Source organism: Falsiroseomonas sp. RANM36 (genome assembly GCF_056682175.1).
Genome location: NZ_JBWXTD010000002.1, coordinates 315,865 through 341,750 on the forward strand (window position 1 = coordinate 315,865; position 25,886 = coordinate 341,750).

Sequence of the window (25,886 nt, forward strand, 5' to 3'; positions counted from 1 at the left end):
CGGTCAACCGCGGCCCGCGAGCAGCGCGGGCAGGGCGGCGATGTCGGGCAGCGCCTCGATGCCAGCGATCATCTCGATCACGCGATGCGCGCGGTCGCGCGGCAGCGCAGGCTCGGCATGGCCGCAGCAGCGCAGGAATTTTTCTTCGTTCTCTGCGGCCGTCAGGGCCGCCTTCGGGTGCCCATAGGCATGGGGCAGCAGCATCTCATGCACGGCGCCGGACTTCAGCGTGATCACGAAGCGCTGCGGGTCCAGCGCGTTCTCGTTGGTGTTGCCGTCCGGCTCGTGTCGGATGCGCGCGGCATAGGCGTGCACGCGGGGGTCTCGCAGCGCCTCGCCGCGGAAATGCGGCACGTCGCAGGCGCCATGCGCGAGCCAGACGCCGCCGACGAAGGGCAGGCAGAGCTTGGCGTAGTTCGAGGCCGGGTCGGGCACGAGCGGGCGCCCGACCAGACGGCGCACCAGCGGCGGCGCGTAGCAGACCACCTCCGCGACGTCGTCGGCTGCGAAGCCGTGCTCGCGCATCATGTCGCGCAGCGCGTGCACCAGGCCATGCGTCAGGCGGCCGGAGGGGAAGGGCTTGTGCGAGAGTTGCTCGATCTCCCAGCGCTTGCCGAGACGTTCGGCGACGCGTTCCGGGTGGAACTGTCCGTCCTCGATCAGCACGTAGTAGCCGTAGCGGCCGTGAAAGACGTCGAGCGGGCCGGTCAGGCCGGCGGCGGCGAGGTCCATCGCGCCGATGGCACCGCGGGCGTTGTAGCCGATCTGCAGGCCGAGCGCGGGCGAGCCTTCGACATGCGCCTGCATCGTGCCGCAGGTCTGCGCGTACATATGCCCGAAGGCGCTGCGGATCGTGGCGGCGTCGAAGCCGGCCAGGTTGCCAATCGCCGCGGTGGCGCCGAAGCCGCCGGCGGTGGCGGGGCGGAAGAAGCGCAGCGGCGCGTCCGTCGCCATGCCGAGATTGCCCGCGACATCCACGCCGACCGCCATCGCCGCCAGGAACCGCTTGCCGTCCACGGGGCGGCCGCGCGCGGCCTCGCGTTCCGACCAGGCCATCAGCGCGGAGAGCAGCGTGGCCATCGGATGCACCACCGCGCCTTCATGGACGCAGTCGAATTCCAGGCAGTGGATGAGATAGGCGTTGGCGATGGCCGCCGACCCGGCCGACATGCGGTGCCCGCCGACCCAGGAGGTCGCCTCGTCGCCGGGCGCCCAGGAGCGCGCGAGTTCCAGCACCTGCGAGACGCCCGTGCCGGAACTGCCGGCGACGCCGACGCCGATCGTGTCGAGCAGGAAGGTTTTTGCTTTCGCGATGGCCGAAGGGCTGAGATCCGCGAAGCGCACGCGCGCTGCGTGCCGGGCGAGGGCTTCGGTGACGTCGTAGTTCATCGTGCGGCGGGCTCCGCGGGGGCGGGGGTGTGGGCGCCGAAGGCGCGCGCGATCTGCAGCCGCGTCGCGAACCATACGCCCGCCTTGCTGCGGGCATGCTGGACGAAGCGGTCGAAGGCACGGATGCGGCCCGGCCGGCCGATGATGCGCAGATGCAGGCCAAGCGACATCATCCGCGGCGCCGAACTTCCTTCCTCCCACAGCACCTCGAAGGTCTCGACGGCGTAGTCCAGCCACTGTTCCGGCGTGTAGCCGGGCGCGAGCCAGAACTTCATGTCGTTGGTGTCGAGCGCATAGGGCACGAGCATGATGGCGCGCGGCCCGGCATCCGTCTCCACGACATCCCAGCGCGGCACGTCGTCCGAGAAGTCGTCCATGTGGTACAGAAAACCTTCCTCCGCCAAAGTGCGGCGCAGGCGGGGCGAATGCAGGTAGCGCGAAAGCCAGCCGAGCGGGCGTTGACCCGTGGTGGCGCGGATGCTCTCCACCGCCTTACGGACGAAGTCGCGCTCGCGTTCCTCATTGTAGGAGAACTGGTGGATCCAGCGCCAACCGTGGCTGCAGGGCTCGTGACCACCCGCCGCGATGGCGCGGCCGATCTGCGGCGCGCGCTCCAGCGCCATCGCCGCGGCTGTGAAGGTCGCGGGGATGGCGTGCTTCTTCAGGATGGCGTCCACGCGCGGCCAGCCGGCGCGGATACCGTATTCGTAGTTGGACTCGTTGGCGAAGTTGCGGATCGGCACCTTCAGATGGACGCCGAGCTCGTCCACCGGCTCCGGCCCCTTGTCGCCGTCGCGCAGCGACATCTCGGCGCCTTCCTCGACATTCACCACGATGCTGAGCGCGAGCCGCGCCTCATCCGGCCACATGGCGGGTTCCCCGGAACTTGTCCGGACATTGCCTAGCGCGCGGCGTGGCGCGCGTGAAGTCTCAGCCTTCCTGCCGGCGCAGCCGCATGGCGTAGGCGAAACCCTCGGCCGGGTGCCAGTTGCGCGAGACCAGCAGCGTCGCGCCATCCGTCAGCACATGGCGGCGCGTCAGGAGCATGCCGGTCGCCCGCCGCTTGCGGTGCAGCGCGGCTGCGGCGGCGGCGGGCAGCGGGCCGGCAGAGATCTCCTGTACCACCTCGGCGACCTCCACGCCGAAGCGCTGCTCGATGGCGCGGTGGATCGCGCCGCGCTCGGGCAGGTCGGGGGCGATCGCGGCGAAGCGGGGATGGATCAGGATGTCGGTGGTGGCGAGCGGCCTGCCATCCTGGCCGATGCGCAGCCCCTGCACCGACAGCCACATTGCTCCGACAGCACCCTGCGCCAGCGCGGCCTCTTCCCGGCCGAGCGGCGCCATGGCGCGGTGATGGATCAGCAGGCGTGTGTCCTCGCCGTAGCGGTTGAGCCCGTCGATGCTGGGCAGCGCGAAGACCTCGCCGAGCGGCGGTTCGCGTGCGATGACGATGCTGCCCGCGCCCTGGCGCCGCTCGACCAGTCCTGCCTCGACCAGCCGGCGCATCGCCTCCCGCACCGTGTGCCGCGAGACCTTCAGCGTGGCGCAGAGCTCGGCCTCCGTCGGCAGCAGCGTTCCGACCGCGTAGCGGCCTTCGGCGATGGCATCACGCAGCCGCTGTTCGATGCGGGCATAGAGCGGGGCGCGCGGCGTGACGTCGCGCGGCGGCATGCCTCTCAGTGCTTCTCGAGCAGGGCGCCGAAGCCCTGCACCTTGTCCTGGATGCCGTTCTGCCGCAGCGCCCACCAGTAGGTCGCGGTGTTGATGGCGATCACCGGCTTGTCGAGCCAGAACTCCGCGATGGCGGCGAGCCGCGCCATGGCCAGGTTGGTGCCGACCTGCACGATCGCCTGCACGGAACTGTCGTTCAGCTCCAGGATGGCGTCGCGCAGCGTGCGTTCGGAGACATGCGCGATGGCGACCGGGCTCTCGCATTTCAGGCCCTTGAGCGCCGCCACCTCGTAGCCGCAATCGTTGAAGAAGCGCACCACCTGCTTGTCGCCCACGGGCTGGTAGGGGGTGATCACCGCGATGCGGGTGATGTCCGGCCCGAGCGTGCGCAGCGCGGCGCGGCAGGCGTCGGAGCCCATCGCGACCTTCACGCCGGCACGGGCCTCGATGCGCTTCTCGAGCTCGACCGAACCTTCCAGCCCGTCCCAGAAGGTCTCGGCCGACATGCCCATCACCAGGTAGTCGGGCTCGCAGGACATCACGGAATCCACGCACTCCATGATGGTGCCGCGGATCGCGTCCATCAGCGCGCTGAAATCCGCGTCGCCGGCGAGCTTCATGTTGGGGATGCGGATGCGGCCGAAATGGTTGGTGACGCCGGGCGGCCGCATGGCGTCGAATTCCGGCTGCACCGAGGTGTTGGTGGAGGGCGCGATGACGCCGAACTTGCGGCGCCAGCCGAGGCTGTCCGTCATGGGGCGATCCTTCCTGTCGCCCGCAGGCTAGCGCGCCGCTATTGTCCGGACAACTCGCCCGTCAGGGCCCCGCGACGGAGGGCAGCCACAGCGCGAGGCCGGGGAAGATCATCAGGATGAGGATCGCGAGGATGTAGGCGCCGACGAAGGGCAGCACGCCCACGAACAGGTCGCCGATCGGCTTGCCGTCGCGCCGCATTCCCTGCAGCACGAAGAGCACCGTTCCGAAGGGCGGGCTGATCAGCGCGATCTCCACCAGCATGGTGACGACCACCCCGAACCAGATCGGGTCGTAGCCGAGCGAGACGACGATCGGGAAGACCAGCGGCACCGTCGTGATGATCATGGAGAAGCCTTCCATGAAGGTGCCGAGCACGACGTAGAAGGCGATGATCAGCAGCATCACGACCCAGGGCGGGAAGGGCAGGCCATCCACCACCGAGGCGATCATCTGCGGCACGCCGAGCAGGCTGATGATGTAGTTCAGCACATAGGCGCCGAGCAGGATCAGCCCGATCATCGAGGTGCTGCGTGCGGCCGCCTCCGCGCTCTGGTGCAGCATGCGGAAGGAGAAGCGCCCCTCCAGCGCGGCGATGCCGAGCGAGGCGACGACGCCGAGCGCGGCCGATTCCGTCGGCGTGGCGAGGCCGGCATAGATCGTGCCCAGCACCACCAGGATCAGCAGGATGACCGGGATGAGGCCGACCAGCGCGCGCAGCTTGTCGCGCAGCGGGATGCGCTCCGAAGGCGGCGGCGCCGCCTTGCGGTTCAGGAGGATCACGCCGGTGAAGAGCAGGATCATCAGCAGCGCGGGACCGAGCGCGGCGAGGTAGAGCGCGCCGACGGAGGTCTCTGTCATCAGCGCATAGACGATGAAGACGATGCTGGGCGGGATCAGGATGCCGAGCGCGCCGCCCGCGGCGAGCGAGCCCATCACGACGCGCGTGTCGTAGCCCTTGCCCTGGAAATAGGGCAGGGCGACCGAGCCCATCGCCGCGGCCGTCGCGACAGAGGAGCCGGAGACGGCCGAGAAGACGCTGCAGGAGAGGATGTTGGTGTGCAGCAGTCCGCCGGGCGTGCGGTCCAGCCAGACGTTCAGCGCATGGTACAGGCGCGCCGAGAGTCCGGCGCGCAGCAGGATCTCGCCCATCAGCAGGAAGAGCGGCACCGAGACCAGCACGAAGGAGGAGGAGGGGCCCCAGGCCGTCTGGCCGAGGAAGGTCCAGAAAGGCCGGTCCGAGAAGGCGAAGCCGGCGAGGATGCCGAGCATGCCGAGCGCCGCGCCGACATAGATGCCGCCCGCAAAGAAGGCGGCGAAGACGCCGAGGACCATCACGGTCGGCAGCAGCGCGCCCTGCTCGGCACCCACCACGCCGGTCAGCGACAGGCCCAGGAACAGTCCGACGACGGCGAGGATGAAGACTGCGGCGATCACGGCTTCGTCTCCCGGCCGGCCTTGCCGTCCTTCAGCGCCTCCAGCGCTTCCTCGGCCTCCTCGCCATAGGTTCGGGAGGCCAGGTTGCGTTCCACCGCGCGCGCATCGCCGGCGATCGCGAGCAGCAGGTTCTCGAGCAGCATCGCGATGATCAGCAGGAGGAAGACGACGAGCCCCCCGGCCCAGAGGCCCTGCGGGATCGCCAGCGGCGTGCGCAGCGCGCTGATGTCGGAGGCACCGAACAGCAGGCTCTCATCCACCAGCATCCAGGCGCCATAGGCGAGGAAGCCGACGAACACCGCCAGCAGCGCCAGGGAGAGCAGGTGGAGCGGCACGCGCGCATGCCGCGGCAGGCGGTTGATGAGGATGTCGATGCGCACATGCCCGCGCTGCGTCAGCGTGCTCGCGAGCCCCCAGGAGAGGCCGAAGGCCAGCATGTAGCCCGAGATCTCCACGGTGGAGCCGGTGCTGACGCGCAGGAAGGCGCGCGCCAGCACCTCGACGGCGATGAAGAAGGCGCAGAGCACGAAGCCCCAGCCCGCGACGGCGCCCATCACGGTGGCGACGACGGTGATGCCGCGGCGCAGCGCCGTGGCGGCCATCAGCATCCTGCGGGCCCTCGCCGACCGGGGAGGGCCCGGCGCGCGTGTGTCACCGCGCCTCGTACCGGACGCCGGAGATCGGCGCGACGATGCGGTTGTAGGTCTCGCCGCAGGCGGCCCCGCAGCGGCGGACGAAGGCGGGCAGCACGTTGTTGGTCAGGATGCCGCGCAGCGTCTGCAGGTCCTCGGGCGTCGCGCGGGTGACGGTCATCGGCCGGTTCTCCACCAGCCGGCCGATCGAGCAGCCGGCGCGGGCGCCGGTGTTGCAGGCGATGCCGTCCTCGGTCGCTTCATCGCCGAGCTTCCACTGCGCGTCCTGCAATTCGGCGAAGGTGGTGGTGATCAGGTCGCGCGTCGGCGCGTCCAGGCGGTTCCACCAGTTGAGGTTGACGAAGTAGCCGAAGGTGGACCAGGCCACGGGCAGCGCATACATGTGCGTGGTCACCTCGTACCAACGCGCGCCGTTGCCGCTGCCGGTGCCGGTGATGGCGCAATCCACCACGCCGCGTTCCAGCGCGCCATAGACCTCGGGGAAGCCGATCCCGACCGCCTGGCCGCCCACCGCGGTCACGAAGTCGTTGATCGAGCCGCCGCCGGTGCGGATGCGCTTGCCGCGCAGCTCCGCCAGGCTGTTCACGCGCTCGCGGCAGAACAGCACCTGGGCGGGGTAGGGGGCGGTGGCGATGATGCGCACGCCGATCCGCTCCAGTCCGCGGTTGAGCTCCGGCGTCAGCGCCTCCGCCACGCGGCGGGCTTGCCCGATATCGGGGTTCAGGCCCGCGAGGTCGGGCATGTCGAGCAGCGGCACGTCGCCGGCCACCGTGTTCAGCGGCACGGCGCCGATGTCCACCTGCCCCGACCGCACCAGCCGCACGATCTCGGGCCCGTTCAGGCTGCGCTCGGGCCAGGAGGACAGTGAGACGCGCACGCGCCCGTTGCTCCGCTGCGGCAGGCCATCGCGCAGCATCGGGATGTCCACGCGCGTCCATTGCGGAATGGCCGGCGAGGGCTGCGTCACCGCCTGGATGTTCACCTGGCCCTGCGCCCGGGCGGGCCCCACGAGCATCGCGGCGCCCAACGCCGCGCCCAGCAGCGCGCGGCCCATCGTACCGATCCTGGTCATCATTCGCTCTCTCTCCCACCGGCCACGCGGTCTGGCCTTGCCCCAGGCAAACCTGACGGAGCAAGGCTCATGCCGCGGGCACGTTCTCCCTGGCGCGGCAGAGTGCCGCAGGGATGGCCGGCAGGGAAGCCGGGCGGCCGGCGCTATTGCGCGGTGATGTTCGCGGCGCGGATCACCCCGCCCCATTTCGCGATCTCGGCGCGCTGGAAGGCCGCGAACTGCGCGGCGGTGCTGCCGACGAGGTCGAGCCCGAGCGTCGCCGCGCGCTCGGCCACCTCCCGGTCGCGCAGGGCGGCGGCGACTTCCTGCTGCAGCCGCGCGATCGCGGCATCCGGCGTGCCGGCGCGGACCGACATGCCGTACCAGTTCTGCACCTCGAACTCCGGCAGCGTCTCCTTCAGCGTCGGCACGTTCGGCAGCGCCGCCATGCGCTTCGATCCGGTGGTGGCCAGCGCGCGGACGCGCCCGGCCTCGATATGCGGGCGGCCGATGGCGAAGGCGTCGAACATGAACTGCACGCGCCCGCCGATCAGGTCGGCATAGGCCGGCGCGCTGCCGCGATAAGGCACATGCACCGTGCGGATGCTCGCCTGCGCATTGAGCAGCTCGCCCGAGAGATGCGGCAGGCCGCCATTGCCGGAGGAGCCGAAATTGAGCTCGCCGGGCTTCGCCTTCGCCAGCGCGATGAACTCCGGCAGGGTCTGCGCCGGCACGGCCGGGTTCACCACCAGCACGAAATCCAGGGAGGCGACATGCGACAGCGGCGCCAGGTCGCGCAGCAGGTCCACCTTGTCGGGGTACAGCGCCTGGTTCACAGCCAGCACGCCCGTCGTGCCGAACAGGATCGCATGGCCATCGGGCTCGCCCCGCGTGACGGTCTCGGTGGAGAGCAGGCCGTTGGCGCCGGGGCGGTTCTCCACGACCACGGGCTGGCCGAGCTTCTCCGCCATCTTCGGCGCCATGAGCCGCGCCAGGATGTCGATGCCGCCGCCGGGCGGGAAGCCGATCACGATGCGCACCGGCCGGTTCGGCGCCCAGGCCTGGGCGGCGGCGCCGCGGCCGAGGAAGGGCAGGGCGCAGGCCGACAGCAGCAGGCCCCGTCGCGTCGCGCGCATCTCCATCTCGCGTCCTCCCGCTCATGCCGGATCGTCGCCGGCTGTTGAGATTTGCCGCATGCTGGGATTAGTTTGTGCAACCGGTCAAGGCCGAGCCGCGACGACCGGGCAGGAGGGAACGCTGGTGGCCGCACGCGATGCGACGCGCGAAGTGCATGTCTATGCCGGAACCGCCGGCCACTCCGCTTGGTTCAGCGACGACCTGGGCGAGAGCTGGGTGCATCCGAACAGCCACTCCGGCATGTATCTGGAGGCGCGCGTCTGGTCGCTGGCGAGCCATCCGGCACGGCCCGAGCGCCTGTTCGCGGGCACCGACATGGGCCTCTATCGCTGGGACGAGCCGAGTGCGCGCTGGGCGGCGCTGGACTCGCCCATGCAGGATGTCTGGGCCGTGGCGATCGATCCGAAGGATCCGGATGTGCTGATCGCCGGGACGCGGCCGGCCTCCTTCTGGCGGTCGGCCGATGCGGGACGCAGCTGGCGGCAGCTGCAGGCGCCGGGCCTCGCGCAGTTCTCCGAGCAGAACATGGGGCCGACGCGCGTCACGCAGATCCTGTTCGATCCGGTGGATGACGGCACGGTCTGGGCCTCGGTGGAGATCGGCAGCATCTACCGCAGCAAGGATCGCGGGCAGAACTGGGAGAGGAAGGATTCCGGCCTCGTCTCCGGCGACGTCCATGGCCTTGCGGTGATCGCGCTGCCGGGCGGCGGCAAGGCGCTGCTCGCCACCACCAATCGCGGCCTGCACCGCAGCGAGGACGATGGGGAAAGCTGGCAGCTGCAGGAGCTGCCCTCGCCCTGGCCCTATACCCGCGGCGTGCAGCCGCGCGCTGACAACTCCGGCGTGGTGTTCCTGGCCAATGGCAACGGCCCGCCGGGCAATGACGGCTTCCTGCTGCGCTCGCGCGACCATGGCCGGAGCTGGGAGGATGCGAAGCTGCCGGGCGTGCTGGAGAGCAGCGTGTGGTGCATCGCGACGGATTCCGCCGATCCCATGCTGATCTTCGTCTGCACCAATCTCGGCGAGCTGTTCCGCAGCACCGATGGCGGGGAGAGCTGGACGCGCCTGCCGCATGTCTTCGGGGAATTGCGCGCCTTGCACTGGCGATCGCTGCCGAAGGGCACGCGCCAAGCGGCGCATTCGATCACGCGGCCGACGCTGAAGGCCGTGCAGCTGGGCTGGAAGGCGGCATGAGCGCACGATTCCCCGCCGTCCCGCCGGAGGCGATGGACGAGGCGCAGCGCGCCCTGGTGGCCGAGATCGCCGGCGGGCCGCGCGGTGGCGTGCGCGGGCCGTTCCTGGCGCTGCTGCACAACCCGAAGCTTGCGCATCGCATCCAGGCGCTGGGCGAGCATCTGCGCTTCGGCACGGGCCTGCCGCAGCGCCTGGTGGAAATCGTGGTGCTGGCCACGGCACGGCACTGGACCTGCCAGTACGAATGGGTCGCGCATTCCCGCATCGCGCGGAACGAGGGCGTGCCGGAGCATATCATCGAGGCGATCCGCCTCGGCCGGCGCCCCGATCCGATGCAGGAGGATGAGCGGCTGGTCTACGACATCGCGCTGGCCGCGCATGACACAGGCGACCTGCCCGATGCGCTCTTCGCGGCGGCGGAGGCGCGGTTCGGCCGGGCGGCGATCCTCGATCTGCTGGCGCTCTGCGGCTACTATGCGATGCTCGCGATGGTGCTGAACACCGCACGGCCGCCGCTGCCCGACGGCACCGCTCCGCCGCTGCAACCGCTGCCGAAAGGTGCCGCATGAGCCAGACACTGCGCGTCGGCCTGATGGTGCCGGCGAACAACACCACGATGGAAGGCGAGCTGGCGGCCTGGCTGCCGCCCGGCGCGCAGATCACGCGTGTCGGCATCCCGCGCGGCGCCGGCCTGCTGACGAAGGAGACGATGCCGGCCTATCGCGACACGGCGATCGCGCTGGCGGCCCAAAACTTCTCGCCGGCGACGCATGACCTCGTGGCCTATGGCTGCACGGCCGCGGGCTTCATCTCCGGCCCCGCGGGCGACGCGGAACTGGCATCGGAGCTGGCGCGGGTGACGGGCCTGCCGGTGGTGACGACCGCGCGTTCGATGGTGCTGGCGCTGCAGGCGGCGGGTGCGAAGCGCATCGCGGTGGTGACGCCCTACCATGATGCGGTGAACGCGCAGCTGACCGCCTTCCTCGAGGATGGCGGCATCGCGGTGGAGCGGCTGGACAGCTTCCGCGCCGCGGATGTGCATGCGCTCGGCCGCATCACGGCGGAGGAGGTGCGGCAGCTCGCGGAGCGCACCATGGGCGATGATGTGGACGCGCTGTTCATCGGCTGCTCGCAGCTGCCGACGCATGCGGTGCTCGACGGCCTGGCGCAGCGCTTCGGCAAGCCCGCGCTGTCCTCGATCAGCGCGACGGCTTGGCAGGCGCGGCAGGTGATGCAGCAGCGCGCGGTGGCATAGCCGCTTCTCGTTTCCGCGCGATCAGCGCAGCGGCGAATGCGGCGCGGCCAGCACCAGGCTGCTCTCCACCTCCTCGACGAGCGACCCGTGCCGCGCCAGCACGCCGTCCTGGTGCCAGGAGCGGGCGAAGCGCGCGGACGCGTCGGGATGCGCCAGAAGCTGCACGACCTCGTTGATCGGCCCCGCGGTCGTGACCCAGACGCCGAGCGTGCCCGCCTCGCCATCCGCCGCCACGGTGCGCGCCAGTTCGCCCGCGCCGCCGGCCACGCTGCGGATCAGCCGGAATTCGTAGAGGCGCGAGGGCGTGGGCGGCGGGCGCAGCGGCAGCACCGCGTCCATGAAGCGCACCACCTGACGCAGCATCAGCGGGCGGACATGCGCAAGGTACTGCTCGCGCCAGGCGGGCAGCGCCTCCAATTCCAGCCGCAGCGTGCGGCGCGTCTCCAGGTCCTTGTGCCGCCACAGGTTGAACACCGCGTTCGCGGCGCCGACCTCGCCGGCCCAGAAGCCGAGCAGCACGCCAAAGCGGTCGCCGCGCACCGGCACGGCGACCTTCTCCGCGAGGTCCATGTAGCGTTCCATCGCGCCGGGCCGAAGGGTGTAGATGCGGAGTTCGTCCACCATGCCCGCGATCCTGAGCTTGATCGAATGCCGCATGGTGGGACATTCTTCCCGGTGCCGCAACGCGCGGCCCAAGGAGGAAACGCATGCGACGGCTGCTTGCCGCGGCGCTCGGCGCCGCCCTGCTGCTCGGTCTTGCGCCGGCGGCGATGGCCTTCCCCGACCGGCCGATCCGGCTGATCGTCCCCTACGGCCCCGGCGGCATCACCGACATCACGGCCCGCATCATCGCGCCGGCGCTCGGCGATCAACTCGGCCAGCAGGTGGTGGTGGACAACCGCCCCGGCGGCGCGGCGATGCTGGGCTTCGGCATGACGGCGCGCGCCCCGGCGGATGGCCACACGCTGGTGCTGGCCACCACCGCGCTGGCGGCGAACCCCGTGCTGTTCCGCGACATCCCCTATGACGCGCGGCGCGACTTCACGCCGGTGAGCCTGGTCGGGCTGGTGCCGATGGTGCTGGTGGTGCCGCGCGCGTCGCCGGCGGGCTCCATCGCCGAGTTCGTGGCGCTGGCGAAGCAGCGCAACGGCCAGATGAACTACGGCTCGGCGGGCAACGGCAGCGGCAACCACCTGACGACCGAGATGTTCATGCACGCCGCCGGCATCCGCGCGACGCATGTGCCCTATCGGGGCGGCGGGCAGGTGATGACGGACCTGGTCGCCGGCCGTGTCGAGTTCGTCTTCGCCGTGCTGCCCACCGCGCGCCCCTTCATCCTGGACGGCTCGCTGCGCGCGCTGGCCGTGACCGGCCGCACCCGCAGCGATGCGGTGCCCAGCGTGCCGACGGTGGCGGAGACGGTGCTGCCGGGCTTTGCGCTGTATGAGTGGCTCGGCCTGCTCGGCCCGGCCGGGCTGCCGGAGCCGGTGCTGGCGCGCCTGCACCAGGCCGCCGTCGCGGCCGTGCGCGATCCCGCGGTCGCGGACCGTCTGAAGGGCATCGGGGTGGAGGCGCAAGGCAGCGATCCCGCGACGCTCGCCACGCATCTCGACAGCGAGCTGCGGCGCTGGGACGACCTCGCCAGGCATGTCCGCTTCGAGGTCGCGCAGTGAGCGCCGCCTCGGTGGGCGTGCTGCGCAACGCCGCCGCGGTGCCCTGGATCGAAGGCCCGGGGCATCACGGCGGGGCGTTGTCCAAGGTGCTGGTCGCCGCAGGGGAGGGCGGGTCGCGGCTGACCGACTACCGCATCTCCTCCTACGCGCCCGGCGCGCATGTGGCGCGCCACGCGCATGAGACGAAGGAGCAGATCTATCATTTCCTGGAAGGCGAGGGCCTGCTGGAGCTGGGCGAGGCCGCGCATGTCGTGCGCGCCGGCGACTGCGCGCTGATCCCGCCGCATGTCCCGCACGCCTTGCAGAACACGGGCATGGGCCGGCTGGTGTTCATCGTGGTGACGGTGCCGCTGTAGCTCACCCGACCGCGCGCGCCGGCCGCGCGGCCTGCGGTTGTTCCTCGATCAGCCGCGCGCAGGCTTCGCGCGCGGCCGCCATCACCTGCTCCGCGAGGGCCGGCCTTGCGGCGGGCGGCACGCGGTTCGATTCCGTCGCGATGCCGAGGCTGCCCAGCACCTCGCCCTGTGGGTTGAAGAGCGGCGCGGCGATGCCGAGCACGCCGGGCTGGAACTCGCCGACGGTGACGCAATGCCCGGCCTCCCGGATCAGGCGCAGCGCCGTACGGAACGCATCCCAATCCGCGCCGAGGCCCGCCGCCGCGATGGTCGTGCGGTGCTTCGCGAAAAGCGTGCGCAGCCGGTGCGGCGGCAGATGCGCCAGGATCACCTTGGAGGCCGCGCCGGCGAAGAGCGGCCGTCGCTGCCCGCGGCTGAACAGCCCGGCCGGTGCGCCCGCGGCCGGCACGTCGTCCACGCACATCACGGCGCCGCTGAAGAGCAGGCAGAGCAGCCCGCTGAACCCGGTCTCCGCCGCCAGGCGCCGCATCGGCGGGCTGCCGCCCGCGCTCACCGGGTCGCAGAGGCGCATGGTGCGGTCCAGCTCGATGATCCGCGGCCCCAGCATCCAGGCGCCGCCTGCGACCGGCGACAGCAGCCCCGCCGCCTGCAGCGCCTTCAGGTAGCGATAGAGAGTGGAGCGGGACGCGCCCGAGTAGCGGATCAGGTCCTCGGTGGACCAGGCGGGCGCCGCCGTCGTGAAGACGTCGAGCAGGCCGAGCATGCGGTCGAGGCTGCTGCCGGAGCGACGCGGTGAAGAAAGTCCCGTCATGCTGGACATCCCAACGCAAGGCCCCTAGCGTGGCGTCGGTCATGAAGCGGCGCCACCAAGGGCGCCGCGGGGCAGGAGGAAGCGGTCATCACGGCCCAGGATACAGCCGCGAATCCGGCGCAGCGAAGGCTTGCCGAAGGCGGGACCGTCCTGTGCATGGGCGTGCGCCAGACCCGCACCCCCGACATCGCCCAGATCGCCGCCTCCTGCGGCTTCGACGCGCTGTATCTGGACATGGAGCACAGCCCGCTCTCGCCCGAGACGGTCTCGGCGATCTGCGTGGCGTCCGCGGGCCTCGGCATCGCGCCGCTGGTCCGGCCGCCCGGCCATGGCGCGGACTGGATCGGGCGGATCCTGGACGGCGGCGCGCAGGGCCTCATCGTGCCGCATGTCAACACCGCGGCCGAGGCCGAGGCGCTGGTGCGCGCCGCGCGCTTCCCCCCGCTCGGCCGGCGTTCCGTGATGGGGGCGGGGCCTGGCGTGCGCTATCGCGCCCTGCCGCTCGGCGAGATCAACGCCGCGCTGAACGCCAACACCACGCTCGTCTGCATGATCGAGACGCCGGAGGGTGTGGCGAATGCCGAGGCCATCGCGGCGGTGCCCGGCGTGGACGTGCTGCTGATCGGCTCCAACGATCTCTGCACCGAGATGGGGATTCCCGGCCAGCTCCGTCACCCCGACCTTCGCGCCGCCTATGAGCGCGTGGCCGCCGGCTGCGCGAAGCATGGCAAGGTGCTGGGCGTAGGCGGTATCCGCGGCGATGCGGAACTGCAGCGCGACCTCATCGGGCTCGGCGCGCGGTTCCTGATCGCCGGCAACGATGTCGGCTACCTGATGGGCGCGGCGCGGGCCGACGTGGCGACGCTGCGGGCGCTCATCGGCGGCTGAGATGGCGGGCGGTCGCCTCACGCTGCTCTCGGCCGCCGAGCGCCGCTATTGCGAGCCGCTGCTGGCCAGCTTCGTTTCCGCGCATCCCGCGGTGGAGCTGGATTTCGTCTTCGGCATCAGCACCGCCCTGCACCAGCGCTTCCTGGCCGAGCGCGCCGCCGGCGGCGCCACGGCCGACCTGATCTGGAGCAGCGCCATGGACCTGCAGATGGGCCTGGTGCTGCAGGGCGAGGCGCAGCCCCATGGCGTCGCGCATGGCTTGCCGCACTGGGCGGCCTATCGCGACCTGGCGCTCTCCACGACGGCGGAGCCGATCGTCACCCTGATGCGCGGCCCGCCCGCGCCGGCGGGCACGCCCGGCGAGCTCGCTTCGCTGCTGCGCGCCCAGGCTGCACGCTTCCGTGGCCAGGTCGTGGTGCCCGATATCGAGGCGAACGGACTCGGCTTCCTGGCGATGCTGCGCTGGAACCTGGAGGAGCCGGAGTTCGACGCGATGCTGGCGGCTCTGGCCGCCGTCGCGCCGCGCCCGGTCGGCTCCATCGGTCAGCTTGCCGCGGCGATGGAGCAGGGGGCCGGGCTCGGCCTGCACATGCTCGGCGCCTATGCCGCGCGCGCGGCGGCGGCGCATCCCGATCTCTCCATCGCACCCTCCGCCGCGCCGCCGCCGGCGGTGGCGCGCGTGGCCTTCATCCCGCGCCGCGCCGCCAATCCGGAAGCCGCGGCGGCGTTCCTCGCGCATCTCGTCTCGCCGGAGGGGCAGGCGGCGCTTGGCGCGGCGGGGCTGTATCCGATCCTCGGCGCCGCGGCGCAGCCCGTCTCCTCGATTCCGCTGGATGAGGGTTTCGAGCGTCTCCTCGACCCGGGGAGCCGCGGCGCCGTGCTGGCACGCTGGCGCGCCGCTGTCGGCCGCAAAGATTCATGAAGGGAGGACACCACGCCATGAACCGTCGCACCCTGCTCGGCGCGCTTGCCGCCGCGCCGCTCGCAAGGCCGGCCTTCGCGCAGTCGGGCTGGCCGGACCGCTCGCTGCGCATCGTCGTGCCCTTCGCGCCGGGCTCCTTCACCGACACCTCCGCCCGGCTGGTCGCGGCCGAGATGTCCGGGCCGCTGGGGCAGCAGGTGATCGTGGAGAACCGCACCGGCGCCGGCGGCACGGTGGGCGCCACCGCCGTCGTCCGCAGCCCGCCCGATGGCTACACCATGCTGCTGACCGACAACTCGCTGGCGATCTCGCCGGGCCTCTACCACAACCTGCCCTATGATCCCCTGAAGGACCTGCAGCAGGTCAGCCAGATCGCCACCTCGCCCTCGATCCTGCTGGTCCGCCCCGGCCTCGGCCCGAAGACGCTGGCGGAGCTTGTCGCGCTGGCGAAGCAGAAGCCGGGCGAGATCAGCTTCGGCTCCGGCGGGCAGGGCTCGTCGGCGCATCTCGCGATGGAGCTGCTGCTGAACGTCGCCGGCATCCGCGCGCTGCACGTGCCGTTCCGTGGCGTCGCCGCGGCGATCCAGGAAGTGATCGCGGGCCGCGTGGACATGGCGATCGCGAGCCTCGCCTCCGGCGTCGCGCATGTGCGCGGCGGATCGCTGCTGGGGCTCGCCGTCAGCGGCGACTCGCGCAGCGCGATGCTGCCGGACGTGCCGACCTTCGCGCAGGCCGGGCAGCCCGGCTACACCATGTCCTACTGGTGGGGCATCGCCGTGCCCTCCGGCACGCCGGCGCCGATCGTCGCGCGGCTGAACCGGGAGATCGTCGCGGCCTGCGACAAGCCCGCCCTGCGTGAGGCCTTCTCGCGCCAGGCCGCGGTCCCCGTCACCTCCACGCCCGAGGCGATGGGCGCCTTCCTCACGCGCGACGTCGCGCTGTGGAAAGAGGTGATCGCCCGCGCCGGCGTGCGGGTGGAATAGGAGAGCCCGCTTGCACGCGAACGAACCGCCGCCCGCCTTCCACGCGCCGCCGCTGTCCTGCGACGCGCATTTCCACGTCTTCGGCCCTGCGGAACGCTACCCCTACGCATCGGCGGAGCCGCTGCGCTACGCGCCGCCGGTCGCGGAGCTTGCGGACTACATGGCGCTGGCACGGCATCTGGGCATCGAGCGCTTCGTCTTCGTGCAGCCCAGCGCCTATGGCCGCGACAATGCGTGCATGCTCGATGCCATGAAGGCCGTCGGACCGGCGCGCTGCCGCGGCATCGTGGATGTGGAGGAGAACGCGCCGGACGCGCTGCTGGCGGAGATGCACGCCATCGGGGTGCGGGGCGTGCGGATCAACTACTCGCCGGTGAAGCCGCATGTGCCGGGCTTCTCCGCCACGATGCTGCCGCGTATCCGTCGGCTGGAAGCGCGCTGCGTCGAGCTTGGCTGGCACCTCGATTTCCTCGGCCCGGGCTGGCTGACGGAGGAGCTGCTGCCGACGCTGGCCTCGCTGCGCTGCCCCTTCAGCGTGGCGCATATGGGCATGTTCCTGGCCAAGGCGGGCCCGGCGCAGCCCGGCTTCGTGAAGCTGCTGGAGATCGTGCGCGGCGGCGGCGTGCAGGGCTATGTGAAGTTCACCGGCACCTACCGCATGGCCACGCCGCCCGACTTCGCCGATGCGCTGCCGATGGCGCATGCCGTGATCGCGGCCGCGCCCGATCGCATCATCTGGGGCAGCGACTACCCGCACCTCTCCTTCGCGGACCAGGTCGGTTCCGTGCAGCTCTTCAACCTGCTCAAGGATTGGGCACCGGAGGAGGCGATGCGCCACAGGATCCTCGTGGAGAATCCCGCGGCACTGTTCGGTTTCTGACGATGTTCGGCGTCGGGGCGGACTTGACGCGACTGCGGCGACGTCCGAATGATCGAGCAAGATCAAGCAACCACGGCGCGAGGGAAGAATCCAGGATTGCCCGGGCCGAGCCCCGGCAAGCCGGCCCCTTGCGCGGCGAAGGGGAACGTGCTGGATGGTGCAGCCTGTGACGGGCGTCGAGCATTGGACGGACAAGGGCGATGTCCGTCTCTTCCTCTGGGAGAAGCGCTCGGTGGTGCCGGGTCCGCGGCGTGGGATCATCCTGTTCATCCATGGCTCCTCCATGGGCTCCCAGCCCACCTTCGACCTGCAGGTGCCGGGTCGCGACGATACCTCCGTGATGGATCTGTTCGCGCGCGCCGGATACGACGCCTGGTGCCTGGACAATGAGGGCTACGGCCGGTCCTCGAAGCATCGCGACATCATCTGCGACATCGCCACCGGCGCCGACGACATCGAGCGCGCGGCCGAGTACATCGCGGCGCAGCGCGGGCCCGAGAAGCTGCTGGTCTATGGCATCTCCTCGGGTGCGCTGAAGGCGGCGCTGTTCGCGCAGCGCCGGCCGGAGCGCGTGAAGCGCCTCGCCCTGGACGCCTTCGTCTGGACCGGCGAGGGCAGCCCGACGCTCGAGAAGCGGCGGAAGAAGCTGCCGGAGTACCAGGCGGGCGGAAAGCGCCGGCCGATCGACCGCGACTTCGTGCGCTCCATCTTCACGCGCGACCATCCCGGGACCGGCGACGAGACGCTGGTGGAGGCCTTCGCGGATGCGATCCTCGCCCTCGACGACAGCGTGCCGATCGGGACCTATGTGGACATGTGCCTGAACCTGCCGGTGGTGGACCCGGCGAGGATCACGGTGCCGACGATCGTGATGCGCGGCGAATTCGACGGCATCGCCGGCTTCGACGACCTGATCGAGTTCTTCAGGCGCCTGCCCAATGCGGACAAGCAGTTCGCGGTGATGCCCGGCATCTCGCATGCCAGCTTCCAGCAGAAGAACCATGCGCTGGTGAAGCACATCCTGGCATCCTTCTTCGCGCAGCCGGACCCGGTCTACCGGGGTGCGCCCGAAGGCCACTGAACGTCGCCGGCGCGCCGCCGGTCCAACGGGAGGAGAAAACGACGATGGGCTTCACCAACCGCATGATCGGCCGCCGCGCCTTCGGCACCGGGGCCGCCGCCGCCGCGCGCGGGGCCGCGTTGCCGCGCGGCGCCGCGGCGCAATCGGGCTTCCCCACGCGCAACTTCCGCGTGGTGATCCCGACCGGGCAGGGTGGCGGCGCGGACCGCCTCGCGCGCGCCTTCGACGACGCCTGGTCGAAGCTGCTCGGCGGGCGGCAGTTCGAATACGAGTTCTTCCCCGGCGCGGCCGGCCAGGTCGGCTACGAGCTCTACGTCAACCGGCGCGACCCGGACGCCTACAACCTGCTCTTCGGCAACATGGGGCCGGAGATGATCATGTATGCCCTCCAGCGGCCGCGCTTCCGCTTCCCCGAGGACATCTCCTATTTCTGCCGCACCGACATCGACGACAGCGCCATCTTCGTGAAGAACGACTCGCCCTTCCGGCGCGTCGAGGACATCGTCGCCGAGGCGAAGCGGCGCCCGCTGAACGTCGCGGTCAGCCGCATCCCGCACCCGGCCTCCATCGGCATGCTGGCGCTGGGCGAGGCGCAGGGCGCGCGCTTCAACCTGATTCCCTATGGCGGCGGCAGCCCGACGCTCGTCGCCGTGATGAACGGCGAGGCCGACATCGGCGCGCTGCCGGTCAGCGGGCTCACGCTGCAGCGCGGGCGCCTGAAGGTGCTCGGCGTCTTCGCGCGGGAGAACATCCTGGCCGACCTGACGGAGAATGCGCCGACCATCAACCAGGTGTTCGGCACCCGCATCCCCGACCTCTACTCCTCGCGGGCCTGGGCAATCCACACCCGCGCCATCGAGCGCTTCCCGGACCGCTTCCAGATCCTGCAGGACACGGCGAAGAAGGTCTTCGACGATCCGCTGTTCAAGGAATCGATGGAGAAGGTCGGCCAGCCGGCGCAGACGCTGCGCTTCGGCGACCGCGCGACCTGCACGGAATACGCGCAGGCGATGATCGAGCTGGCGAATCGCTACCGCCAGCAGCTTTCGGCGCAACGCTAGGCCCAACCCGGCCGGAGGGAGGTTCGGATGCAACGCCAAGGCAGCGACCCTCCGCCGATCGGGCAGGAGCTGATCATCCCTGCCCTCGCGGTCGGCTTCACCGCCTACTACTTCTGGACGGTGCAGGAACTGGCCTGGGAGGCCAAAGCCAACGGCATCGTCATCGGCGGCGTGCTGCTGCTGCTGGTGGCGCTGCTGCTGCTCCGCGTCGGCTGGCGAGTGGCGAAGCGGCAGGCGACGCTGCGCATCTCGCTCGGCGGCGACCCGGCGACGGACCGGGTGCGCCTGATGCTGATGGCGTTGATGGTGGCGTTCCTCGTCGTTCTGCCGCTGCTCGGCACCAGCATCACGCTCGGGCTGATGCTCTTCGCAGGCATGTGGCTGCTGGGCGGGCGGCACTGGCCGAGCCTGATCGGCGTCTCGGTCATCACGCCGCTGCTCGTCTGGGCCACGCTGATCGTCATCCTGGGCACGCGCTTTCCGCTCGGCCCCTTCGAGCATGCGATGGCAGCGCTCTTCGGCATCGGGCCGGTGGACTGATGGAACTCGACCTCGCGACGATCGCCGATCTCTTCGGCCGGTCCTTCTCGCTCTGGTGGGCGATCATCCCGGGCATCGCGCTCGGCCTCGCGGTCGGCGTGCTGCCGGGCTTCTCGCCGCAGAACACGCTGATCATCCTGCTGCCGGTGACGCTGGCGATGGATGTGGAGGCGGCGCTCGCCTTCATGATCTCGCTCTACTGCGCCAACCATCTGTCGGGCGGCATCCCGGCCATCCTGGTGAACATTCCAGGCAGCGCGGGTGCCGCCGCCACCTGCATCGACGGCTACCAGATGACGAAGAAGGGCCAGGCGCAGCAGGCGCTGATGCTGTCCTTCATCGCATCGGTCGCGGGCGGGCTGATCACCTCCGTCGCCGTGCTCGGCGTCCTGCCCTTCCTGGCGGAACTCGGCCTGATCCTGCGTTCGGTCGAGATGGTGGTGATCATCCTATTCGGCCTGACGCTGATTGCGGTGCTGGCCGCGAAGGACATGCTGAAGGGCCTGATCGGCGGGGCCTTCGGCCTGATGCTGGGCGCAATCGGCACCGACCAGGTCTATTCGACGCCGCGCGCCACCTTCGGCTTCCTGGAACTGTATGACGGCCTGCCGCTGGTGCCGGTGCTCATCGGCCTTTTCGCAGTCAGCGAATGCCTGGTGATGCTGGAAGAGAAGTTCGGCGGCGGCAGCAAGCCCGCCACGCAGCAACGCCCGCAATGGGCGGATACGCTGGACGGCATCCGGCTCTCCCTGCGCTATTGGTGGCAGATCGTCTGGACCGCGTTCCTCGGGCTTGCCATCGGCGTGATCCCGGGTGCCGGTGCCTACATCGCGTCCTTCGTGGCGTACCAGCAGTCGCGGCTGTTCTCCAAGACGCCGGAGAAATACGGCACCGGCTTCGCGCCCGGCGTCATCGCGCCGGAAAGCGCGAACAACGGCGTCACCTCCGGCACGCTGGTGCCGACCATGGCGATCGGCATCCCCGGCGGCTCCACCGCCGCGGTGATGATGATCGTGCTGCAGTACCAGGGCATCACGCTGGGGCCGCGGCTGTTCCAGGACAGCCCGAACATCGCCTATGGCGTCTTCGTCATGATGACGGTGGCCTACATCTTCATGATCCCGCTGATCCTGCCCATGGCGCGCTACGCCTCCAAGGTCGTGACCGTGCCGGTGCATGTGATCGTGCCGCTGATCCTGGGCCTGACTGTCATCGGCGCCTTCGCGGACCGCGAATACATGTTCGACATGGCCCTGGCGCTGATCTTCGGCGTGATCGGCTACATCGCGGTCAAGACGAACTACCACGTCACCTCGATCCTGATCGGCGTGCTGCTCGGCCCGATCTTCGAACGCTACCTGCTGCGCAGCCTGCGCATCGGGCAGGGGGACATCATGGTCCTGTTCTCCTCGCCCATCGCGAATGCGCTGTGGGTTCTGCTGGTGATTTCCGTCGTGCTGCCGATCTGGCGCGAGCGCCGGCTGGCGCGGCGCGCCGCTGCCTGAAGGAAGACGCAGGATGAGCGATGGCGCGGTTTCCGCGAAGGGCCTCAGGCTGATCGCCTGGCTCGACATGCCGGGCGGCGGGCAGGTCTATGTGGATGGCGGCTACGCCTATGTCGGGCACATGGAGCCGCCGCACGGCACCTCCATCGTGGACGTGTCGGACCCGCGGAACCCGCGCGTCGTCGCGCGCCTCGATCCGCCCTCCAGCGGCTCGCACACCCACAAGGTGCGCGTCGCGGGCGACATCATGGTGACGAATGTCGAGCAGGACCAGCGCCATGCGCTGCGCCGTGCGAAGCGGATCCCGGAGATCGAGGCGGCGCATCTCGCACAACACGGCCGCCCGATCACCGACGCCGAGCTCGCCGCCGCGATCAAGGTGAAGCCGGAGTTCCTGCCGCGCGCCCGCGCCTCCCTCACCGCGCCCGCCTATGCCGAGGGCGGATTCCGGATGTGGGACATAAGCGACCGCTCCAACCCGAAACTGCTGACGCACCACATCACCGGCGGCATCGGCGTGCACCGCTTCGACCTGGATGCGCGCTACGCCTACATCTCGACCGAGATGGAGGGTTATGTCGGCAACATCCTGGTGATCTACGACATCGCCGATCCGGCAAAGCCGCGCGAGGTCTCGCGATGGCACATGCCGGGCCAGCACATCGCTAGCGGCGAGGTGCCGAGCTGGCAGGGGCAGCAGCACCGCCTGCACCACACGCTGCGGCATGGCGACCAGCTCTACGCCGCGGTGTGGTATGCCGGCTGCCGCATCCTGGACGTCAGCGACATCACGAAGCCGAAGGTGATCGGCGAGTACCGCTACCACCCGCCCTTCCCGGAGCCGACCCACACGTTCATGCGCGTGCCCTTCCAGATCGGCGGCCGCGACATCGCCGTGGCGGTGGACGAGGAGCACGAGCATGTCGCGGGCCAGCTGCATGGCGGGCTCTGGGTGTTCGACGTGACGGACCCGGCGAAGATCCAGCCGCTGTCCATGTGGCACCTGACCGAGCTGGACAACCCCTACGTCAAGGCCGGGGGGCGCTTCGGCGCGCACCAGTTCCAGGAGCACATGGAGGACACCTGCCTCTACACCACCTGGTTCGGCGGCGGGCTGCGCGTGGTGGACATCGCCGATCCCACCGCGCCGAAGGAGGTGGCGCACTGGCTGGCGGAGCCGCCGCCCGGCCAGACCAGCCCGCAGGCGAACGACGTGGACACCGACGCGCGCGGCCTGGTCTATGTGCTCGACCGCAACCGCGGCCTCGAGATCCTCGAGCGCACGGCATGAGGACCCCGCCCGCCTTCTTCTGCGGCGCGATCAAGACCGCGGTCGAGCGGCTGGACTGGCCCGGTCATCCGGAGATCGCCTGGGGCACCGTCGGCGCGCTGCGCGACCGCGTGCTGGCGGGCGAGCGCCCGGCGGTGATCGTGGTGAGCGACGCCGCGCTGGAGGCGCTGGCGGCGAAGGGCCTGGTCCGGCGCGCGGCGATCCTGAAGCTCGGCCTGGCCGGCACCGGGCTTGCGCTGCGCGACGGCGCGCCCCGCCGGCCCGTCGGAACCCCCGAGGAACTGCGTGCCGCGCTGCTCGCCGCCGGGAGCATCGGCTGGGCCGAAGGCAGCAGCGGCGCCACGGCCGGCAAGCATTTCGAGTCAGTGATCGAAAAACTCGGCATCGCGGAGGCGGTGCGCGCCAAGGCCCGCCTGTTCCGCTTCGGCGTCGAGGCGGTTGCCGCCTGCGGCCGCGGCGAGGTCGAGCTTGCCGTCAGCCAGGTGACCGAGATCGTCAACCGTCCCGGCGTCTCCCTGCTCGGCGAGTTTCCACCGCCCCACGACCTCGCCACCGGCTACGCCGCGGCGCCGGTCGCGGAAGGCGCGCAGGCTGACGCGATCCTCGGCATGCTGCGATCGCCCGCGATGCGCGCCGCACTGGATGCCATCGGTTTCAGGCAGGAGGCCACGCCATGACCGCCCAACGCCGCCCCCTCGGCGCCAACGGCCCGCTCGTCTCGCGCATCGGGCTCGGCTGCATGTCGCTCTCCGGCGTCTATGGCGATGCCGACGACGCGGCGTCCGAGGCGCTGATCCATCACGTGCTGGACCAGGGCGCGAACCACCTCGACAGCTCCGACATGTACGGCTGGGGCCACAACGAGGAGGTGATCGGCCGCGCCATCAAGGGGCGCCGCGACCAGGTCTTTCTCGCCTCGAAGTTCGGCCAGATCCGGCGCGAGGGCGGCGGCAACGGCGTGGACGGATCGCCGGCGCATGTCGCGGCGGCCTGCGAGGCTTCGCTGAAGCGCCTCGGCGTGGACCACATCGATCTCTACTACCAACACCGCGTGGACCCGGCGGTGCCGGTGGAGGAAACTGTCGGCGCGATGAAGCGGCTGGTGGAGCAGGGCAAGGTGCGCTGGCTCGGGCTTTCGGAAGCCGCGCCGGACCGCATCCGCCGCGCGCATGCCGTGCATCCCATCAGTGCCGTGCAGACCGAATACTCGCTGCTGTATCGCACGGAGGCGGAGCAGACGCGCGAGGTGACGCAGGAGCTCGGCATTGCCTTCGTCGCCTATGCGCCGCTCGGCCGCGGCTTCCTCTCCGGCACGATCAACACGCTGGAGGATGTCGGCGGGCGCCGTGCGCAGCATCCCCGCTTCCTGCCGGAGAATTTCGAGCACAACCACGCGCTGGCGATGCGGGTTGCGGATTTCGCGCGGGAGAAGGGCTGCACGCCGGCGCAGCTCTGCCTGGCCTGGCTGCTGGCCCAGGGCGACGACGTCTTCCCCATTCCCGGCACGCGCAGCGCCACGCGCTTCGACGAGAATCTTGGGGCCCAGGACGTGGTGCTGACCGCGGAGGAGGCGGCGCGCATCTCCGCCACCATCCCACCCGGCGCCGCCGCCGGCACGCGCTATCCGGCCGGCGGCATGAAGGGCGTCTTCATCTGACGCAACCCCGTCAGGCCGCGGCCGGCCGGGACAAGCGCAGGCGCAACCCGGACAGCAGCGGCCAGACGGCGAGCACGATGCCCGCCGCCATGATCGAGCCCGACAGCCAGTTGTGGAAGAACACCGTCAGGTCGCCCTCGCTGATCAGCAGGGACTGGCGGAAGGCTTCCTCCGTGCGGTCGCCCAGCACCAGCGCCAGCACCAGCGGCGCCAGCGGGTAGTCCAGCTTCTTCAGCACATAGCCGATCACGCCGAAGGCCAGCATCAGCACGATGTCGAACTCGGCGTTGTTCACCGTGTAGGCGCCGATCGCGCAGACCACGAGGATCAGCGCCGCGATGACCGAGAAGGGCACGCGCAGGATCGCCGCGAACCAGGGCACGGCCACCAGCACGATCAGCAGCCCCGCCACGTTGCCGAGATACATGCTGGCGATCAGGCCCCAGACGAAATCCGGCTGCTCGACGAACAGCATCGGCCCCGGCTGCAGCCCCCACATGATGAGGCCGCCGAGCAGCACCGCCGCGGTGGGCGATCCCGGCACGCCGAGCGTCAGCATCGGCAGCAGCGCCGAGGTGCCGGCGGCATGGGCTGCGGTCTCGGGCGCGATCACACCCTCGATCCTGCCCTTGCCGAACTCCCCGCGATGCTTCGACATGCGCCGCGCCACGCCATAGGACATGAAGGAGGCGGGCGTGGCGCCGGCCGGGGTGATGCCCATCCAGCAGCCGATCAGCGCGGAGCGCAGCGCGATCAGCCAGTGCCGCGGCAGCTCGGCCCAGGTGCGCAGCACGACCTTCAGGTCGATGCGCGCCTTCTGGCCGCGGAAGCGCAGCCCGTCCTCGATGGACATCAGGATCTCGCTGATGCCGAACAGGCCGATGACGGCGACCAGGAAGTCGAAGCCGCGGATCATCTCCATGCTGCCGAAGGTGAGGCGGAGCTGGCCGGTCATCGCATCCATGCCGACCGCGGCCAGCAGGAAGCCGAGCATCATCGCCATCAGCGTCTTCAGCGGCGATCCGCGGCCCATGCCGATGAAGGCGGCGAAGGAGAGGAACATCACCGCGAAGAATTCCGGCGGGCCGAAGCGCAGGGCGAAGCCGGCGATCACGGGGGCGACGAAGGTGATCATCACCACCGCGACGAAGGCGCCCACGAAGGAGGAGGTGAAGGCCGCCGTCAGCGCCTCTCCGGCGCGGCCCTGCTGCGCCATCGGGTAGCCGTCGAAGGTGGTGGCCACGCTCCAGGGCTCGCCGGGGATGTTGAACAGGATCGAGGTGATCGCCCCGCCGAACAGCGCGCCCCAGTAGATGCAGGACAGCATGATCACCGCCGAGACCGGCGGCATCGCGAAGGTCAGCGGCAGCAGGATGGCGATGCCGTTGGCGCCGCCGAGGCCGGGCAGCACGCCGATCAGCACGCCGAGCACGACGCCGACCAGCATCAGCACCATGTTCTCCGGCTGCAGGGCCACGGCGAAGCCCTGCATCAGCAGGCCGAGTTCTTCCATCGTCCGCTCCGCGCGTCCTGTGGATCGAAGCCCCGGCTCAGTAGCCGAGGAATTCCTCGAGCGGTCCCTTCGGCAAGGCGACGAGGAACCAGATCTCGAACACCGCGAAGGCGACCACCGCCGTCGCGCCGCCCGGGGCGGCCCCTGGCGCCCCGCGGCTGCCCGCCCCGCCCGGGTTGTAACCC

At 70.6% G+C, this 25,886-nt stretch carries 27 protein-coding genes; 16 read left to right on the top strand and 11 right to left on the bottom strand.

From position 1 onward, the window contains the following. Nucleotides 1-3: 3 nt before the first annotated feature. The 8 genes from AC1MIR_RS02440 to AC1MIR_RS02475 form a co-directional block, all read right to left on the bottom strand. Nucleotides 4-1,389, bottom strand: a complete 1,386-nt coding sequence (locus AC1MIR_RS02440; RefSeq protein WP_480026596.1) for an MmgE/PrpD family protein — start codon at nucleotides 1,387-1,389, stop codon at nucleotides 4-6. Then, the gene (locus AC1MIR_RS02445; RefSeq protein ID WP_480026597.1) at nucleotides 1,386-2,258 is read right to left on the bottom strand and encodes a polysaccharide deacetylase family protein; all 873 of its coding nucleotides are present in this window, start codon (nucleotides 2,256-2,258) and stop codon (nucleotides 1,386-1,388) included. The genes AC1MIR_RS02440 and AC1MIR_RS02445 overlap by 4 nt, the downstream gene beginning before the upstream one ends. Nucleotides 2,259-2,319: 61 nt before the next feature. Continuing rightward, nucleotides 2,320-3,060, bottom strand: coding sequence for a GntR family transcriptional regulator (locus AC1MIR_RS02450; RefSeq protein ID WP_480026598.1), 741 nt, complete (start codon nucleotides 3,058-3,060; stop codon nucleotides 2,320-2,322). A gap of 5 nt (nucleotides 3,061-3,065) precedes the next feature. Then, nucleotides 3,066-3,815 (bottom strand): maleate cis-trans isomerase family protein, encoded by a 750-nt coding sequence (locus AC1MIR_RS02455; protein WP_480026599.1) that lies wholly within the window; start codon nucleotides 3,813-3,815, stop codon nucleotides 3,066-3,068. Nucleotides 3,816-3,876: 61 nt separating this feature from the next. Beyond that, on the bottom strand, nucleotides 3,877-5,250 hold the full coding sequence (locus AC1MIR_RS02460) for a TRAP transporter large permease (RefSeq protein ID WP_480026600.1): 1,374 nt from the start codon (nucleotides 5,248-5,250) through the stop codon (nucleotides 3,877-3,879). Continuing rightward, the gene (locus AC1MIR_RS02465; RefSeq protein ID WP_480026601.1) at nucleotides 5,247-5,852 is read right to left on the bottom strand and encodes a TRAP transporter small permease subunit; all 606 of its coding nucleotides are present in this window, start codon (nucleotides 5,850-5,852) and stop codon (nucleotides 5,247-5,249) included. The genes AC1MIR_RS02460 and AC1MIR_RS02465 overlap by 4 nt, the downstream gene beginning before the upstream one ends. 49 nt (nucleotides 5,853-5,901) lie before the next feature. Next, nucleotides 5,902-6,975 carry a TRAP transporter substrate-binding protein gene (locus AC1MIR_RS02470; RefSeq protein WP_480026602.1) on the bottom strand — a complete coding sequence of 358 codons (1,074 nt, stop codon included), beginning with the start codon at nucleotides 6,973-6,975 and terminating at the stop codon, nucleotides 5,902-5,904. Between the two features lie 143 nt (nucleotides 6,976-7,118). After that, a complete protein-coding gene (locus tag AC1MIR_RS02475; RefSeq protein WP_480026603.1) occupies nucleotides 7,119-8,096 on the bottom strand; it encodes a Bug family tripartite tricarboxylate transporter substrate binding protein in 978 nt (325 codons plus the stop codon). Nucleotides 8,097-8,214: 118 nt separating this feature from the next. On the opposite strand from AC1MIR_RS02475, the gene AC1MIR_RS02480 reads away from it, so the two are divergent. Genes AC1MIR_RS02480 through AC1MIR_RS02490 form a run of 3 tightly spaced genes read left to right on the top strand, consistent with a single transcriptional unit; the run spans nucleotide 8,215 to nucleotide 10,540 of the window. Next, entirely contained in the window at nucleotides 8,215-9,285 is a 1,071-nt protein-coding gene (locus tag AC1MIR_RS02480) for a WD40/YVTN/BNR-like repeat-containing protein (RefSeq protein ID WP_480026604.1), read from the top strand. Next, entirely contained in the window at nucleotides 9,282-9,854 is a 573-nt protein-coding gene (locus tag AC1MIR_RS02485; RefSeq protein ID WP_480026605.1) for a carboxymuconolactone decarboxylase family protein, read from the top strand. The genes AC1MIR_RS02480 and AC1MIR_RS02485 overlap by 4 nt, the downstream gene beginning before the upstream one ends. Further along, nucleotides 9,851-10,540 (top strand): maleate cis-trans isomerase family protein, encoded by a 690-nt coding sequence (locus AC1MIR_RS02490; RefSeq protein ID WP_480026606.1) that lies wholly within the window; start codon nucleotides 9,851-9,853, stop codon nucleotides 10,538-10,540. Before AC1MIR_RS02485 ends, AC1MIR_RS02490 begins: the two co-directional genes overlap by 4 nt. Nucleotides 10,541-10,561: 21 nt before the next feature. Here AC1MIR_RS02490 and AC1MIR_RS02495 read toward each other — a convergent pair whose 3' ends face one another. Beyond that, entirely contained in the window at nucleotides 10,562-11,197 is a 636-nt protein-coding gene (locus AC1MIR_RS02495; protein WP_480026607.1) for an NIPSNAP family protein, read from the bottom strand. Nucleotides 11,198-11,247: 50 nt separating this feature from the next. On the opposite strand from AC1MIR_RS02495, the gene AC1MIR_RS02500 reads away from it, so the two are divergent. Next, nucleotides 11,248-12,213, top strand: a complete 966-nt coding sequence (locus tag AC1MIR_RS02500) for a tripartite tricarboxylate transporter substrate binding protein (protein ID WP_480026608.1) — start codon at nucleotides 11,248-11,250, stop codon at nucleotides 12,211-12,213. Then, nucleotides 12,210-12,569, top strand: coding sequence for a cupin domain-containing protein (locus AC1MIR_RS02505; protein ID WP_480026609.1), 360 nt, complete (start codon nucleotides 12,210-12,212; stop codon nucleotides 12,567-12,569). The genes AC1MIR_RS02500 and AC1MIR_RS02505 overlap by 4 nt, the downstream gene beginning before the upstream one ends. Nucleotide 12,570: 1 nt before the next feature. Here AC1MIR_RS02505 and AC1MIR_RS02510 read toward each other — a convergent pair whose 3' ends face one another. Continuing rightward, on the bottom strand, nucleotides 12,571-13,380 hold the full coding sequence (locus AC1MIR_RS02510; RefSeq protein WP_480026610.1) for an IclR family transcriptional regulator: 810 nt from the start codon (nucleotides 13,378-13,380) through the stop codon (nucleotides 12,571-12,573). Nucleotides 13,381-13,536: 156 nt separating this feature from the next. On the opposite strand from AC1MIR_RS02510, the gene AC1MIR_RS02515 reads away from it, so the two are divergent. From AC1MIR_RS02515 to AC1MIR_RS02565, 11 genes are all read left to right on the top strand, one after another. Continuing rightward, nucleotides 13,537-14,268: an HpcH/HpaI aldolase family protein gene (locus tag AC1MIR_RS02515; RefSeq protein ID WP_480026611.1), complete on the top strand. Its 732-nt coding sequence runs from the start codon at nucleotides 13,537-13,539 to the stop codon at nucleotides 14,266-14,268. 1 nt (nucleotide 14,269) lies between these two features. Further along, the gene (locus AC1MIR_RS02520) at nucleotides 14,270-15,190 is read left to right on the top strand and encodes a substrate-binding domain-containing protein (RefSeq protein WP_480026612.1); all 921 of its coding nucleotides are present in this window, start codon (nucleotides 14,270-14,272) and stop codon (nucleotides 15,188-15,190) included. 17 nt (nucleotides 15,191-15,207) lie between these two features. Further along, nucleotides 15,208-16,173: a tripartite tricarboxylate transporter substrate binding protein gene (locus tag AC1MIR_RS02525; protein WP_480026613.1), complete on the top strand. Its 966-nt coding sequence runs from the start codon at nucleotides 15,208-15,210 to the stop codon at nucleotides 16,171-16,173. Nucleotides 16,174-16,183: 10 nt separating this feature from the next. After that, nucleotides 16,184-17,053, top strand: coding sequence for an amidohydrolase family protein (locus AC1MIR_RS02530; RefSeq protein ID WP_480026614.1), 870 nt, complete (start codon nucleotides 16,184-16,186; stop codon nucleotides 17,051-17,053). A 154-nt stretch (nucleotides 17,054-17,207) separates the two neighbouring features. Next, nucleotides 17,208-18,134: an alpha/beta hydrolase gene (locus tag AC1MIR_RS02535; protein WP_480026615.1), complete on the top strand. Its 927-nt coding sequence runs from the start codon at nucleotides 17,208-17,210 to the stop codon at nucleotides 18,132-18,134. Nucleotides 18,135-18,178: 44 nt separating this feature from the next. Continuing rightward, on the top strand, nucleotides 18,179-19,195 hold the full coding sequence (locus tag AC1MIR_RS02540; RefSeq protein WP_480026616.1) for a tripartite tricarboxylate transporter substrate-binding protein: 1,017 nt from the start codon (nucleotides 18,179-18,181) through the stop codon (nucleotides 19,193-19,195). A 27-nt stretch (nucleotides 19,196-19,222) separates the two neighbouring features. Next, nucleotides 19,223-19,735, top strand: coding sequence for a tripartite tricarboxylate transporter TctB family protein (locus AC1MIR_RS02545; RefSeq protein ID WP_480026617.1), 513 nt, complete (start codon nucleotides 19,223-19,225; stop codon nucleotides 19,733-19,735). Continuing rightward, entirely contained in the window at nucleotides 19,735-21,240 is a 1,506-nt protein-coding gene (locus tag AC1MIR_RS02550; protein WP_480026618.1) for a tripartite tricarboxylate transporter permease, read from the top strand. The genes AC1MIR_RS02545 and AC1MIR_RS02550 overlap by 1 nt, the downstream gene beginning before the upstream one ends. 13 nt (nucleotides 21,241-21,253) lie before the next feature. Next, nucleotides 21,254-22,531: an LVIVD repeat-containing protein gene (locus AC1MIR_RS02555; protein WP_480026619.1), complete on the top strand. Its 1,278-nt coding sequence runs from the start codon at nucleotides 21,254-21,256 to the stop codon at nucleotides 22,529-22,531. Continuing rightward, nucleotides 22,528-23,208, top strand: a complete 681-nt coding sequence (locus AC1MIR_RS02560; RefSeq protein WP_480026620.1) for a substrate-binding domain-containing protein — start codon at nucleotides 22,528-22,530, stop codon at nucleotides 23,206-23,208. Before AC1MIR_RS02555 ends, AC1MIR_RS02560 begins: the two co-directional genes overlap by 4 nt. After that, nucleotides 23,205-24,188 carry an aldo/keto reductase gene (locus AC1MIR_RS02565; RefSeq protein WP_480026621.1) on the top strand — a complete coding sequence of 328 codons (984 nt, stop codon included), beginning with the start codon at nucleotides 23,205-23,207 and terminating at the stop codon, nucleotides 24,186-24,188. Before AC1MIR_RS02560 ends, AC1MIR_RS02565 begins: the two co-directional genes overlap by 4 nt. 10 nt (nucleotides 24,189-24,198) lie before the next feature. Here AC1MIR_RS02565 and AC1MIR_RS02570 read toward each other — a convergent pair whose 3' ends face one another. Then, entirely contained in the window at nucleotides 24,199-25,701 is a 1,503-nt protein-coding gene (locus AC1MIR_RS02570; protein WP_480026622.1) for a tripartite tricarboxylate transporter permease, read from the bottom strand. Nucleotides 25,702-25,886: the final 185 nt, after the last annotated feature.

What these genes read in the sequence shown, in the direction of transcription:
- AC1MIR_RS02440 (WP_480026596.1), bottom strand. Translation starts at nt 1,389, where the DNA reads ATGAACTACGACGTCACCGAAGCCCTCGCCCGGCACGCAGCGCGCGTG.
- AC1MIR_RS02445 (WP_480026597.1), bottom strand. Translation starts at nt 2,258, where the DNA reads ATGTGGCCGGATGAGGCGCGGCTCGCGCTCAGCATCGTGGTGAATGTC.
- AC1MIR_RS02450 (WP_480026598.1), bottom strand. Translation starts at nt 3,060, where the DNA reads ATGCCGCCGCGCGACGTCACGCCGCGCGCCCCGCTCTATGCCCGCATC.
- AC1MIR_RS02455 (WP_480026599.1), bottom strand. Translation starts at nt 3,815, where the DNA reads ATGACGGACAGCCTCGGCTGGCGCCGCAAGTTCGGCGTCATCGCGCCC.
- AC1MIR_RS02465 (WP_480026601.1), bottom strand. Translation starts at nt 5,852, where the DNA reads ATGGCCGCCACGGCGCTGCGCCGCGGCATCACCGTCGTCGCCACCGTG.
- AC1MIR_RS02470 (WP_480026602.1), bottom strand. Translation starts at nt 6,975, where the DNA reads ATGACCAGGATCGGTACGATGGGCCGCGCGCTGCTGGGCGCGGCGTTG.
- AC1MIR_RS02475 (WP_480026603.1), bottom strand. Translation starts at nt 8,096, where the DNA reads ATGGAGATGCGCGCGACGCGACGGGGCCTGCTGCTGTCGGCCTGCGCC.
- AC1MIR_RS02485 (WP_480026605.1), top strand. Translation starts at nt 9,282, where the DNA reads ATGAGCGCACGATTCCCCGCCGTCCCGCCGGAGGCGATGGACGAGGCG.
- AC1MIR_RS02490 (WP_480026606.1), top strand. Translation starts at nt 9,851, where the DNA reads ATGAGCCAGACACTGCGCGTCGGCCTGATGGTGCCGGCGAACAACACC.
- AC1MIR_RS02495 (WP_480026607.1), bottom strand. Translation starts at nt 11,197, where the DNA reads ATGCGGCATTCGATCAAGCTCAGGATCGCGGGCATGGTGGACGAACTC.
- AC1MIR_RS02500 (WP_480026608.1), top strand. Translation starts at nt 11,248, where the DNA reads ATGCGACGGCTGCTTGCCGCGGCGCTCGGCGCCGCCCTGCTGCTCGGT.
- AC1MIR_RS02510 (WP_480026610.1), bottom strand. Translation starts at nt 13,380, where the DNA reads ATGACGGGACTTTCTTCACCGCGTCGCTCCGGCAGCAGCCTCGACCGC.
- AC1MIR_RS02515 (WP_480026611.1), top strand. Translation starts at nt 13,537, where the DNA reads ATGGGCGTGCGCCAGACCCGCACCCCCGACATCGCCCAGATCGCCGCC.
- AC1MIR_RS02520 (WP_480026612.1), top strand. Translation starts at nt 14,270, where the DNA reads ATGGCGGGCGGTCGCCTCACGCTGCTCTCGGCCGCCGAGCGCCGCTAT.
- AC1MIR_RS02525 (WP_480026613.1), top strand. Translation starts at nt 15,208, where the DNA reads ATGAACCGTCGCACCCTGCTCGGCGCGCTTGCCGCCGCGCCGCTCGCA.
- AC1MIR_RS02535 (WP_480026615.1), top strand. Translation starts at nt 17,208, where the DNA reads ATGGTGCAGCCTGTGACGGGCGTCGAGCATTGGACGGACAAGGGCGAT.
- AC1MIR_RS02540 (WP_480026616.1), top strand. Translation starts at nt 18,179, where the DNA reads ATGGGCTTCACCAACCGCATGATCGGCCGCCGCGCCTTCGGCACCGGG.
- AC1MIR_RS02545 (WP_480026617.1), top strand. Translation starts at nt 19,223, where the DNA reads ATGCAACGCCAAGGCAGCGACCCTCCGCCGATCGGGCAGGAGCTGATC.
- AC1MIR_RS02550 (WP_480026618.1), top strand. Translation starts at nt 19,735, where the DNA reads ATGGAACTCGACCTCGCGACGATCGCCGATCTCTTCGGCCGGTCCTTC.
- AC1MIR_RS02555 (WP_480026619.1), top strand. Translation starts at nt 21,254, where the DNA reads ATGAGCGATGGCGCGGTTTCCGCGAAGGGCCTCAGGCTGATCGCCTGG.
- AC1MIR_RS02560 (WP_480026620.1), top strand. Translation starts at nt 22,528, where the DNA reads ATGAGGACCCCGCCCGCCTTCTTCTGCGGCGCGATCAAGACCGCGGTC.
- AC1MIR_RS02565 (WP_480026621.1), top strand. Translation starts at nt 23,205, where the DNA reads ATGACCGCCCAACGCCGCCCCCTCGGCGCCAACGGCCCGCTCGTCTCG.
- AC1MIR_RS02570 (WP_480026622.1), bottom strand. Translation starts at nt 25,701, where the DNA reads ATGGAAGAACTCGGCCTGCTGATGCAGGGCTTCGCCGTGGCCCTGCAG.